The 13,419-nt window shown below is 35.8% G+C and carries 8 protein-coding genes; 7 read left to right on the top strand and 1 reads right to left on the bottom strand.

Features of this window, described 5'->3' with window-relative positions:
* The first annotated feature begins 5 nt into the window (after positions 1-5).
* The 5 genes from QUH73_RS09930 to QUH73_RS09910 all read left to right on the top strand — a co-directional run bounded on the left by QUH73_RS09930 (position 6) and on the right by QUH73_RS09910 (position 9,232).
* Positions 6-776: a LytR/AlgR family response regulator transcription factor gene (locus tag QUH73_RS09930; RefSeq protein ID WP_289530282.1), complete on the top strand. Its 771-nt coding sequence runs from the start codon at positions 6-8 to the stop codon at positions 774-776.
* A gap of 207 nt (positions 777-983) precedes the next feature.
* Positions 984-3,524 carry a hypothetical protein gene (locus QUH73_RS09925; protein ID WP_289530281.1) on the top strand — a complete coding sequence of 847 codons (2,541 nt, stop codon included), beginning with the start codon at positions 984-986 and terminating at the stop codon, positions 3,522-3,524.
* 183 nt (positions 3,525-3,707) lie between these two features.
* Positions 3,708-7,712, top strand: coding sequence for a hypothetical protein (locus tag QUH73_RS09920; RefSeq protein ID WP_289530280.1), 4,005 nt, complete (start codon positions 3,708-3,710; stop codon positions 7,710-7,712).
* Between the two features lie 36 nt (positions 7,713-7,748).
* Positions 7,749-8,981, top strand: a complete 1,233-nt coding sequence (locus QUH73_RS09915; RefSeq protein ID WP_289530279.1) for a nucleoside recognition domain-containing protein — start codon at positions 7,749-7,751, stop codon at positions 8,979-8,981.
* Positions 8,982-9,025: 44 nt separating this feature from the next.
* The gene (locus QUH73_RS09910; protein WP_156196232.1) at positions 9,026-9,232 is read left to right on the top strand and encodes an RNA-binding S4 domain-containing protein; all 207 of its coding nucleotides are present in this window, start codon (positions 9,026-9,028) and stop codon (positions 9,230-9,232) included.
* Positions 9,233-9,318: 86 nt separating this feature from the next.
* Here the strand turns inward: QUH73_RS09910 and QUH73_RS09905 are convergent, their stop codons facing one another.
* Entirely contained in the window at positions 9,319-9,702 is a 384-nt protein-coding gene (locus tag QUH73_RS09905; protein WP_289530278.1) for an SRPBCC domain-containing protein, read from the bottom strand.
* A gap of 219 nt (positions 9,703-9,921) precedes the next feature.
* Between QUH73_RS09905 and QUH73_RS09900 the strand changes: the two genes are divergently transcribed.
* Complete coding sequence (locus QUH73_RS09900) at positions 9,922-11,226, top strand: dihydrolipoamide acetyltransferase family protein (RefSeq protein WP_289530277.1); 1,305 nt, start codon at positions 9,922-9,924, stop codon at positions 11,224-11,226.
* Positions 11,227-11,283: 57 nt separating this feature from the next.
* Positions 11,284-13,326 carry an alpha-ketoacid dehydrogenase subunit alpha/beta gene (locus tag QUH73_RS09895; RefSeq protein ID WP_289530276.1) on the top strand — a complete coding sequence of 681 codons (2,043 nt, stop codon included), beginning with the start codon at positions 11,284-11,286 and terminating at the stop codon, positions 13,324-13,326.
* The last annotated feature ends 93 nt before the right edge of the window (positions 13,327-13,419 follow it).

Here is a 13,419-nt window from a genome sequence, read left to right as displayed (position 1 = left end):
CAAACATGATCCTTACAGATAAAATTCGCACACTTATTTTTGATTGCAATGAAAACAATATAAAGATAGTAAGTGATTTATTAACTGCAAATTGTGATGATGTTATTGTGGTGGGTACCGATACTTCAACAGTCGGTATTGATAAATTACTTCAGACCCATCAGCCTGATATTGTATTTATTGACTCCGGTTTAATATTGGAAACTTCTCTTGATGGCATTCTAAAAGGAGAACATAGCTTTGAAATTGTTTTTATGGCCGAAAACGATGAATTTGGAATACAAGCTTTTAAGTTTTCTGCTCTTTATTGTATAAATAAGCCATTTTTGAAAGAACAGGTGAAGGAGGCGATTGTTCGTTTTAGAAGGAAGCCTTCTCATTATGATTTCAATCGACTGAAAGCACTGGTTGTTGAGCAAAAAGAAGAGGAATGTAGAATAATTCTGCCTGATTCGATTGGTTTTAAGCTTGTGAATGTAAATGAGCTTACAAGGTGTGAGGCAGAGGGGTGCTACACCAGGTTTTATTTAAAAGGGGCGGATGGATGCGTTGTTTCAAAACCTTTGTCTAGTTTTATCAAATTGCTGCCAGAGCACTTGTTTTGTAGGATTCATAAGAAACATCTAATCAACTTAAATTTTGTAAAACAGTATGTGAAGGGACGAGGAGGCCATGTTATTCTTCAGGATGGAAGCAAAGTAGAGGTGTCTGAGAGAAAAAAGAAAGAATTTATCGAAAGTTTAAAATATTTTGCATACTCCTTTCTTGAAGGTTGAAAAACAATAGGAAAATAATTAGTACATATTTCAATTCACATGTTTTTTATATCGAATTTGCGTTTTTCATAAACGCCATTATAAGCTGAAACAACATAGATATAAATTTGTTGTCCCTGAAGATAAATTGGTGATTGCCTCCGTAATATTTCTTACCTATTTTCACTCGGAATTAGATCAAAATCACGACAACACACTACTACGACAATGATTGAGAGGCTAAAATCGGAAGTTTTAAAAAAGTTTGGTTCACAGCTCATGTATACAAAGGCTTGTCGGATTTTAGCTGATGAAATTTATGATGAAACAGAATATCGAATAAGTACCACAACTATTCGACGAATTTTTGGGTTTTTAAAAACAAATACAACTCCAGCCAAATTTACTTTAAACACGTTAGCCATTTACATTGGATATGAATCTTGGGAAGAATTTTCCTCTTTACAGGATGATGTTTCTGAAACTCCCTATAAGCAGAAAAAAAACTGGAATGATTTATATGAGAAATCCCTTGCTTTAAGTAAGGAAACGTATAAATTAGTTGCCGGGCAATCAGGTATTCCATTTCATTCAGTTGTTAGTCGGTTTCATGCCGAAGAAAGAATTAGGTGTTTTTTGAATTCATCGAAAATGGCAACTGGTTTTATTGCTCCGGGAGGTTTTGGCAAATCCAGTATGTTGGCGAAGTGGTTCGAGAAAAACTGGATAAGAAAACAGTCTGATGATGTTATTCTATATTTGAATGCATCATTTATGTTGAGTTTTTTAAACAGAGATTTCAGATTGGATCGTTGGATTCAGGATCAGATGGATTTTGAAGAGAAGGATACTTTGAAATATTTTTTAGAAAATCCCTGGGCTTGTGAAGCTCGTATTATTTTTGTTGTTGATGCATTGGATGAAATCACCTATGATAATATTAAATTGGAGAGACTTTTTCTTCAATTAAAACAGTTTATATCAAATTATAAGGATTCAGAAAAGGTTAAGTTAATAATAACTTCTCGTTGTTCCACCTGGGAGAAATTTGCTTTGCCATTTGTGATAAAAGGGAATTCTATTCAAAATAGTTGGTACGAGTTGGGTTTGAAAGTAGATTCCCAGGATCATCAGAACTTAAATCCTCTATCCGATGAGGAAATACAATATGTTATTGATCGTACAATAAATAATAATTTTTCGGTTAATGAATTATCTTTTCGGCAAAAGAAATTGATTTCCAATCCTTTCTTCTTGGAATTGTTTGTGAAACTATATAATCCCGATAAGCATTATGCCTGTTATGAAGAGCAGGAACTATTAAATGAATTCCTACGAAATAAAATATTCTATTCCCGGTTTTCAGAAGAGAAAATGGATATTCTGTATGGTATTTTGAAATTAATCGGGCATGGTAAAAATGGTGTGGCGGCAAAAAAAATGGAATTACGAGATGCATTTCCAATTCATCTTAAAACTGCAGGGAATTATTTTTATGCCTACGAGGAATTAATTTCATACGGTTTGTTAACGGAATTTATAACCATAAACGAACACAACAGCTATGGTAAATTTGTTAAAATCACCAGCGAACAATTATTGGAGACATTGATTGGAATGGATCTTGTACAGAAAAACGGCGGAGTTGATTTTAAGTTGATCAAGGCTGTTGAAAAGGAGTATGAAGGTTTTGATATAAAAAATAGATTGATTGGTTTTTTATATTCCAGTGCCTTCTATAATGGAAATCATTTGGAGTTAAAAAACTTTTTCCAATTGAGTGATGAAACTCTTTCTGATCGCGATGTGATTTATACAATACTTAATTCATCTATTTTTTTAGATGAGAAGAAAATGGAATTGATGGAGCATTTTGTGAATCAGGAAAGAGCTGAAAAGTATCTGTTTGGTAATTTTCCTGAAATCTATAATCTTAACAGAGGGAATAAAGCTATTTTAGAAATTTTTGCACGAAAAGGGCGGTCGAAAAGCGTACGCATTAAATCGCTGTCTGTCTTGTTGTTGAGTTCTGTTTTCACTTTGGATATAAATGGTGCCGGGCGATATTATCAAGAGTTGAATGATGAAGAAATTGATCAGTCATGTACTGGATTTGATATTTCTATTAGGCTTGCAGGTGGGTTGATTTACAATCATTTTATTAGTAATGAATCTAATGAAATTGAAATTTTAAAAATGTTTTATTATAGGGAGATGGCTTATAATCAGTTAGGTGAAGACCAGGGAGCACTAAATGGTGAGTTTGAGCTTATTCTTTGTATGGTATTAATTTATATGAAATCCTTCCATAAAGTTCTTCAACTGATTGATGATGTTGAGCATTTGTATAAAAGTGCGAAGTCAAAAAAATCTAATTTAAATTACAGCATTCTGCAATGCTATAAATTATCAGCACAGCATAGTTTGGGGATGGAAATAGATACTGCTCAATTTGAGTTTTTACAATCATGTGAAAGCGACATTACAGCTTCAGAAAATTATTTCCTGCAAATTTATTATCATTCGTTTCTTAGTTCTGTGCAGTTTGCAAAAGGAAATCGGCCTGAGGTGGAAAGGCATTTTAATGTTGCGTTGGAAATTTGTGAAGATGCTAATTTTGGATTGTGTTCTGCAGGTGTTCTGAAGAAAATGGCGAAATATTATAATGAATGGGGTGAGAAAACAAAAGAAAGTATTTGTTTGTCTGAGGAAAAGGAAATTTTAAAGAATGTAATTTCCGTATTTGATCAGGAAACCCTTTTTATTTAAAAGGTTTATGAAGGTATTTGGTAAAGCTGTTTGCTCCTGCAGGCAGCTTTATTTTGTTTATAATCCTGAGTTTTCATTTCAAAATTTTAACTTTACCATTATTGCATTAGATTTTATTAATTTGCAAAAAGAAGTGGCTGGTAAGTCTATTTTTTTATGGTAAAGTAAAAGCGTTTTTTTGATATGAATAATTCTTCAAAATTTCACATATTATTAGTTTTTTCTATTTTCTTATTCTTTCTGTTTTGTCTTCCTGATTTCGCTGTTGCTCAGGAGAAATATTCAATTTTCGGAAAAGTAAAAATTGAAAACGGAAGTATTGAGAATACTCGAATTACCATTTTGAAAAATGCAGAAAAAATGGAATCGGGAATTGTTGATAATAGTGGCAAGTTCGAATACGGATTGGATTTTGGGAATGAATATATTTTTGAATTTTCGAAAGAGGGGTTTGTTACCAAGAAAGTTAGTATTTCCACTTTTGTACCATTAGATATTCTTAGCAGAGACAATCAATTTCCACCCTTTAAATTTATGGTTTCCTTATTTCCTGCCTATGAGGGGCTTGATCTTTCTGTTTTTGATCAACCCATGGGAATGATCATGTATGATAAGGAGTTAGATGACTTTGATTATGATCGGGATTACGATGCGCAAATTAGAGATGCAATTAAGAAAGCCGAAGAGGAAGCCAGAAAACGAGCGGTAGAGTTAGAGGCGCAAAGATTGGCAAAAGAACGAGATTATAAGGCTGCGATTCAAAGAGGCGATATTAATTTTAATGCTCAGAAATATGACTTGTCGAAAGCAGGTTATAACGAGGCTTTGGCAATTATGCCTGATGAGGATTATCCAAAAACACAATTGCAAAAGATTAGTGAATTGATGGTTCAGGAGTTGGCTAATGCGGAGGAAAAAGCCCGTCTCGAAGCAGAGCGAAAAGCCTTGGACGAAAAATATTTAGCATTGATTACTCAAGCTGATAACCAATTCGAGGCTAAAGATTATGAACTTTCTAAAACGAACTATACAAGTGCTTTAGAAGTGAAGCCAAGCGAAGCATATCCTAAAAACCAGATTCAGAGAATTAGTGATTTATTGGCGCAACAAGCACAGTCAGAGGCCGATAAAAAGGTCATGGAAGAGAAGTATGCATTAATAATTGCAATGGCTGATTCTCAATTTTCAGCTGGCGATTATCAATCTTCCAAAACAAATTACTCTGAAGCTTTGAGTTTGAAGGCTGGAGAGGTTTATCCAAAATCTCAAATCCAAAAGATAGATGGGATATTGGCAAAGCAACTGGCTGAAGCTGATGAGGCCGCTCGCGTGCTTGCTGAAAAGAAAGCTTTGGATGAAAAATATGCATCGATCATTAATTTGGCTGATTCTCAATTTTCTTCTGGTGACTATCAGACTTCAAAGTCTACTTATTCAGATGCATTGAGTTTGAAAGTAAACGAAACATATCCAAAATCTCAAATCCAAAAAATTGATGGGATCTTGGCGAATCAGCAAGCAGAAGCTGATGAGGCCGCTCGCTTGCTTGCTGAACAGAAAGCTTTGGATGAAAAATATGCATCGATCATTAATTTGGCTGATTCTCAATTTTCTTCTGGTGACTATCAGACCTCAAAGTCTACTTATTCAGATGCATTGAGTTTAAAAGCAAACGAAACATATCCAAAATCTCAAATTCAGAAGATTGATGGGATATTAGCAAAGCAACTGATTGAAGCTGATGAGGCCGCTCGTTTGCTTGCTGAACAGAAAGCTTTGGATGAAAAATATGCATCGATCATTAATTTGGCTGATTCGCAGTTTTCAGCCGGTGACTATCAGACTTCTAAATCCACTTATTCTGATGCATTGAGTTTAAAGGCCGGAGAGGTTTACCCAAAATCTCAAATTCAAAAGATTGATGGAATATTGGCACAGCAATTAGCTGAAGCTGATGAAGCCGCAAGATTGGCTTCTCAAAAGAAAGCCTTGGATGAGAAATATGCATCTGTTGTTGCGTTGGCCGATTCACAGTTTTCATCCGGAGATTATGATTCTGCAAAAAGCACATACAAGGATGCTTTAAATTTAAAGTTGGCAGAGACGTATCCTAAAACACAAATTCAAAAGATCAATGAAATAATGGATGCTCAGCAAGCGGAAGCTGATAAATCCACTCGTTTACTTGCTGAAAAGAAAGCATTGGACGAAAAATACGCATCTATTATCAAATTAGCAGATTCTCAATTTTCATCTGGCGATTATCAGACTTCTAAAACAAGTTATTCCGATGCTTTAAGTTTGAAGGTTGACGAAGTTTATCCAAAATCTCAAATCCAAAAGATTGATGAAATATTGGCAAATCAGCAAGCAGAAGCGGAAAATACAAAACGCTTGTTAGCAGAGAAAAAAGCCTTGGATGAAAAATATGCATCAATAATTAAGTTGGCTGACTCCCAATTTTTATCAGAAGAATATCAATCAGCCAAAACCAATTATACGGAAGCTTTACGTTTAAAAGTTGGTGAAGCGTACCCCAAAACTCAAATTCAAAAAATTGATGAGTTATTAGCTAACCAACAGGCAGAAGCTAGTGAAGCAGCTCGATTGGCATCTCAAAAGAAAGCCTTAGATGATAAATATGCATCAATTATTGCATTGGCTGACTCTCAGTTTTCCAGCAGTGATTACCAATCGTCTCGAACAAGCTATGTAGATGCTTTAGAGTTGAAGAAGGAAGAATCTTACCCGAAAGCTCAAATTAAAAAAATTGATAATATTTTGTCTGAACAGAAACGTTTGGCAGAGGAAGAGGCTAGGTTGGCTATAGAGAAAAAAGGATTGGATGAAAAATACAATTCATTTATTGCTTTAGCCGATTCTCAGTTTTATTCAGAAACTTATGAGTCATCGAGAAAAAATTATACTTCGGCTTTAGAAATCAGGAGTAAGGAAAGTTATCCGAAAACTCAGATTCAGAAGATTGACGAAATTGTGAAACAGATGAAAGCCAAGTCTGAAGAAGAAGCCAGAATTGCTGAGGCGTTGAGAGTTGCCGAACGGGAGTATAGTAATTGTATCGCTCTTGCTGATAAATATTATGAAGGAAAAAGATGGCAATCTGCAATTGGAGAGTATGAAAAGGCTCAAAAGTTGAAACCTGAAGATGTTTATCCTCCAAACAAGATAGAAGAAATTAAATTGATATTGAAAGAGCTGGAGAAGTTGGAAGAGGAAAAATCAACATTGCAATATCAGTACAAAGCTTTGCTTGAGGAAGCAGATCAGTTTTTTAGTCGGGAAGAGTATACATCAGCAATTGGAAAATATCAGGGAGCATTGGATTTGAAACCGGCAGAATCTTATCCTAAAAATCAGCTAAAGAGAATTGAAGTATTGCAGGAGCAACAGGCAAGAGAAGCTGAAAAATTGAAAGAATTGGATCGTTTATATGGCGAGGAAATTAAATTAGGAGATAAATATCTGAATGAAGAGCAATTTAGTGTTGCGCGTCATCATTTCAATTCGGCACTTAATATGAAGCCGGAAGAGGAGTATCCTAAGCAGAAATTGGAAGAGATTGAGAAATTAGTGGAAGCTTTAAAATTAGCTGATAAGGAGGCTGTTTTAAATAACCCAACTAATTTTGAGAAGAAATTGTCTATTGCGAAGGAACGGGAATATGCATCAACAATTGCAAAAGGTGATGATTCATTTAAAGCATCGCATTTTACGGTAGCGAAGGTGATGTATGAAAGAGCTCTTGAATTATTCGATAGAGATTACCCTATAAAGAAATTAAAGGAAATTGATAAGCTGATAAGAGAAGGTAAGAATTCCGAACTAACAGAGGAATATCGAAAGTTAATTGCACGAGGTGATGAAGAATTAACTAAAAAGAACTATTCCGTAGCAAAATTCTATTATCAGAAAGCCAAGGAGTTAGATGCTTCTGAAAAGTACGCCGACAATCAATTGGATAAAATTGAAGAGTTTATAAATTCGAAGAAAAATCAGAAGCTTGATGCTGAGTATAAAAAAGTTATTAACCAGGCAGATGAAGCATACGATAAGGGAAATTATTCTGTTGCCCGTTTCTATTACAGAAAGGCTAAGAATCTAAAATCGAATGAGTCTTATCCAAAAGAAAGATTGAAATTGATACAGGAAAACCAGAGCAGCAAGTAGTATTTAACCACATTTTAATACATTAAAAATAAGTTTATGGCCTTAAATTACCTTTGGATTTTCTTTTTTGTTGTTGCATTTGTTGTTGGATTGATCAAATTGATTGTTTTTGGCGATATGGAGGTATTCCCTAATATGGTGAATGCCACATTTGATATGGCTAAAACAGGTTTTGATATTTCTCTTGGTTTAACAGGTGTTCTAACCTTGTGGTTGGGAATAATGAAAATCGGGGAAAATGGAGGAATTGTAAAAGTTTTTTCACGTTTGATAGGTCCGTTTTTCAACAAGTTGTTTCCTGAAATACCCAAAGGACATGCTGCACACGGTTCTATAATGATGAATTTAGCGGCAAATATGCTCGGCTTGGATAATGCTGCCACGCCATTAGGATTAAAGGCGATGAAGGAAATGCAGTCTGTTAATCCATCGGAGGATACCGCATCCAATGCACAAATTATGTTTTTGGTGCTGAATACTTCCGGACTAACAATCATTCCTATATCCATTATGGTTTATCGAGCACAATTGGGTGCTGTAAATCCCTCTGATATATTTATTCCTATCTTGTTAGCAACCTATTTTTCGACCATTGCAGGTCTAATAAGTGTCGCCCTTGTTCAGAAAATTAATCTTTTAAACAAGGTGGTTTTGGCCTATTTAGGAGGATTAACTGTCTTTATTATTGGGTTGATAACTTATTTCTCAAGCTTGGAAAAGGATCAAATTACTCAGATATCTACTGTTGTCAGTAATGTATTCTTATTTTCCATTATTATTGCATTTATACTTTTGGCAGCACGAAAAAAGGTGAATGTTTATGAGAGTTTTATAGATGGAGCAAAAGAGGGGTTTTCAATTGCTATTAAAATCATTCCTTATTTGGTTGCTATTTTGGTTGCTATCGGAGTATTTAGAGCATCCGGAACCATGGATTTAGTGATTGAAGGAGCGCGAAGATTTTGTCTTTTTATTGGTGTAAATTCCGATTTTGTAGAAGCCTTACCTACTGCATTAATGAAACCATTGAGTGGTAGCGGTGCCAGAGGAATGATGGTGGATGCGATGCAAACGCACGGAGCAGATAGTTTTGTAGGCAGATTGGCATCAACACTGCAAGGAGCCACAGATACCACTTTTTATATTATTGCTGTGTATTTTGGAGCTGTGGGAATTAAGAATACAAGGTATGCTGTTACTTGTGGATTAATTGCTGATTTTGCCGGTATTGTTGCTGCAATAGCAATTGCTTATTTGTTCTTTCATTAAGAGGCGAAAAAGATTACTTTTGCGATTCAAATTACTAGATAGGTATGATAAAATTTAAGATTGAAACTGAATATATTGAGTTGATTAAGTTGATTAAAGTAACTCGTATTAGTGAAAGTGGAGCTCAGGCTAAGATTTTTGTTGAAGATGGAATTGTATTCCGAAACGGAGAAGTGGAAACTCGTAAAAGAGCAAAAATTCGTCCCGGTGATAAAATTGAAATTTTCGATGAAGTGATTATCGTAGAATAATTTCTTTAAACATAGAAAAAGCGCAAGTACTTTAAAGTGCTTGCGTTTTCTTTTTGTCATAAGCTAAGGCTTGTGGCCAAAATCTACTAATAAAATTCTAAAAAGTTTTTAACCGACCCTAAATAGTAATCTTTCCAACCTTCAACAATCTCATCGTAAGCTTCATCGGGTATGTTGGTATGAGTCAGTTCAATTCGAGATCTTGAACCAGCTTTTTTAATCAGCAAGGTCACGATAGATGGATTTTCAGTTTCTCCAAAGAACCACTCCTGAACAATCTTATAATCTTTTACAATTTCCAGATTAACACCTGTAATATCACCTTCCCAAAGAGAGAAAATAGTGCCGGGGTTTTCATCCATTACCGCAGGATATCCAGTCCAAAGTTCAATTTGAAAAGAATTGGTTAGGGCATTATATACTTCTTCCTGCGAGGAAGTAATTTCTAGGCTAAATGTGAATTCTTTCATTTTATGTTATTTTTCAGTCTCAAAATTAACCTGAATTATAATAATGTGGTAACTTTTATAAAATAATTTTATCCATATCAAGGAAATCTATACGATAATAAAAAATTGTAATGTAGAGATTGCAATTATTCTAAGCTTTAATAAATCTAAATAAGAATAAATTTTTATATTTGTATCGAAACATTTAAATATGATTATAAATATTAAACTATAAGTTATATGTCTAGCTTTGAAATCATAATGCCTAAGTTGGGCGAGAGCGTACAAGAAGCTACTATCACGAAAATGTTCGTGAAGTTGAATGATCAGGTGGAAGAGGATGATATGCTCTTTGAAATTGCAACCGATAAAGTGGATTCTGAAATACCTTGTCCGGTAGACGGAAAAGTAATTGAAATCCGCTTTAAAGAAAATGATGTTGTTCCTGTTGGCGAGGTTGTTGCGATCATTGCCTTGGGTGATGCAGATGATGTGGAAGAGCCGGTTGAAGCAAGCGTTGGCACTTCTGTATCCGAAACAATACCTCAAGAAGGTGTTGAAAGTGTAAGTACCTCTGATATTCAATCTGATTCAGGCCGATTTTATTCTCCGCTTGTGAAAAGCATTGCGAAAAGTGAAAATATTACTGTTCAAGAGCTGGAAACAATTACTGGACATGGTACCGAAGGCAGAGTTCAAAAACAAGATGTGTTGGATTATTTGTCTAGTCGCAATGGAACAGCTGTTTCTGCTCCTGAAGTTAAAACTGTTTCTGCACCTGTTCCAAGTCCGGCTCCGCCAACTGAAAAACCAAAAGTATCCATGTCAATTGGAGCACAGGATCAGATTGTGGAAATGGATCGTATGAGAAGAATCATTGCCGATCATATGGTGATGTCGAAACAAACATCTCCGCACGTTACTGCAATGGTGGAAGCCGATGTTACCGATATGGTTAATTGGAGAAATAAAGTAAAAGATGAATTCTTTAAAAAAGAAGGAACTAAGATTACTTACATGCCAATTATTATAGAAGCTGTTTCTAAAGCTTTGCGTGAATTTCCGGGAGTGAATGCTTCTGTTGACGGATACAATGTTATTTTGAGAAAGAATATTAATGTAGGTGTTGCGGTAGCTCTGCCAAGTGGAAACCTAATTGTTCCGGTAATAAAGAATTCAGATCAGAAAAACCTAATTGGTTTGGCAAATGACATGAATCGTTTGGCAAATGCAGCACGAAACAATAAATTAAGTCCTGATGATATTGATGGAGGTACTTTTACAATATCAAATTTTGGATCTTTCAAGAATGTAATGGGTACACCAATTATCAATCAGCCACAGGTTGCAATTTTAGCTGTTGGAACCATTGAAAAGAAACCTGCAGTAATCGAAACTCCGGCCGGAGATGCAATTGTTGTTCGCCAGAAAATGTTCCTTTCTCTTTCGTACGACCACCGTGTTGTAGATGGAGCCTTAGGAGGAGCGTTCTTGAGAAGAATTGCAGATTACCTGGAAGATATTGATAGTAACAGAGCATTTTAAATCATGGAAACATTGGAAATAACATCCGTAGAAAGTACTACGAACAAAACTGATAAGATGACTGAAAGTAAAAAGTTTAGCATTAAAAAAACCTCAAAGGAATTGCTTGGTCGTTGGTTTCATTTGATGACTTTGGGCAGAGCATTGGATGAAAAAGCACCCAATTACCTAAAGCAGGCAATTGGCTGGTCTTACCATGCTCCTTATGCCGGTCATGATGGAATTCAATTGGCAATTGGGCAGGTATTCGATCGTAAAACAGATCACTTATTCCCTTATTACAGAGATATGCTGACCTCTATTTCGGCGGGTTTAACTGCTGAAGAGATCATTTTTAACGGGATATCAAAAGATACAGATGTAGCAGGTGGCGGTCGTCACATGTCGAATCACTTTGCAAAACCGGAATGGAATGTTCACAATGTATCTTCCTGTACAGGAAATCATACTTTGCATGCAGTAGGTTTAGGTCGCGCAGTAAAAAAATACAAGCACAAAGGAGTTGTAATTAGTTCTCAGGGAGAATCGTCGGTATCGGAAGGATATGTTTACGAGGCTATTAACGGAGCAACCAATGAGCAATTGCCTGTTGTATTCGTATTTCAGGATAACGGATATGGAATTTCGGTTCCTAAAAAAGATCAGACAGCGAACAGAAAAGTTGCAGATAATTTCAGAGGGATGAAATATCTGAAAATTATTCATTGTAACGGAAAAGATGTTTTCGATTCGATGAATGCGATGACAGAAGCAAAACAAATTGCTTTGGAGACTTCAACTCCGGTAATTGTTCAGGCCAACTGTGTTCGTATGGGCTCGCATTCCAATTCCGATAAGCATGAATTGTATCGCGATAACGCGGAATTAAACTATGTTACCGAATACGATCCATTGGCTAAATACCGTAGATTGTTGGTTCGTTACAAGCGTTTTACAGAAGAGGAATTGTCGGCTATTGAAGCTGATGTGAAATTGGAAGTTAAAAAAGCTCACAAAGCTGGTTTGAGTGCACCGGATCCTGATCCGGAATCCATTCACGATTTTGTGATTCCGGAACCTTATGTTTCTGAGAAATATCCCGAAGGATTGCACAATTTCACCGGAAACAACAAAAAGTTGATTGAAGGATTGAATGAGACACTAAAGGCAGAATTCCGTTTAAATCCGGATACTTTTCTTTGGGGACAGGATATTGCCAACAAAGATAAGGGTGGGATTTTCAATGTTTCCAAAGGGATGCAGCAGGAATTTGGAAAAGATAGAGTGTTTAATGCTCCAATTGCCGAAGATTACATCATGGGAACAGCAAATGGAATGAGCCGTTTCAACGATAAAATCAGAATTGTTGTTGAAGGAGCTGAATTTGCTGATTATTTTTGGCCTGCAATGGAGCAGTTTGTAGAAACAACTCACGAATATTGGAGAACAAAAGGACAGTATTCTCCGAATATTACAGTGCGTTTAGCATCTGGTGGATATATTGGCGGCGGATTGTATCACTCGCAAAATATTGAAGGAGCTTTGGCAACTTTCCCAGGTGTTCGAATTGTTTACCCTTCGTATGCCGATGATGCAGCTGGATTGTTGCGTACCAGCATCCGTTCGAAGGGAATGACGGTATTTATGGAGCCGAAAGCTTTGTATAACGATCCGAAAGCATCGGCGGCAGTACCAGAAGACTTTGAAGTTCCGTTTGGAAAAGCTCGGGTTAGAAGAGAAGGTGTCGATTTGACTATTGTAACTTACGGAAACACAACTCACATGTGTGTTGAAGTTGCTGATAAATTGGCCGAAGATACGGGGAAACAAATTGAAGTAATTGATCTTCGCTCACTGGTTCCGATGGATACAGAAACAATTCTAAAATCGGTAGCAAAAACCAATAAAGTGATGGTTGTTCATGAAGACAAAGTATTTTCAGGATTTGGAGCTGAAATTTCGGCAACAATAACCGAACAAGCTTTCAAGCAATTGGATGCTCCGGTAAAACGTGTTGGATCTGAATTTACACCGGTTGGTTTCAATCGGATATTGGAAAAAGCAGTACTTCCGAACAATGATAAAATTTATGAGGCAGCTAAAGAGCTGATAGAGTTCTAAAGGAGAATAATTGAGTAAATTAGCTAAAGTGTGAATGAGTTATCTGTTCGCATTCTTAAAAATAATTAAGAATAATAATTTACGGAGGTGTAA

Source organism: Labilibaculum sp. K2S (assembly GCF_030372765.1).
In the GTDB taxonomy this organism is placed as follows: domain Bacteria; phylum Bacteroidota; class Bacteroidia; order Bacteroidales; family Marinifilaceae; genus Labilibaculum.
Note: the sequence above shows the minus strand (reverse complement) of the source record. Positions and strands in the feature narration are given on the sequence as shown.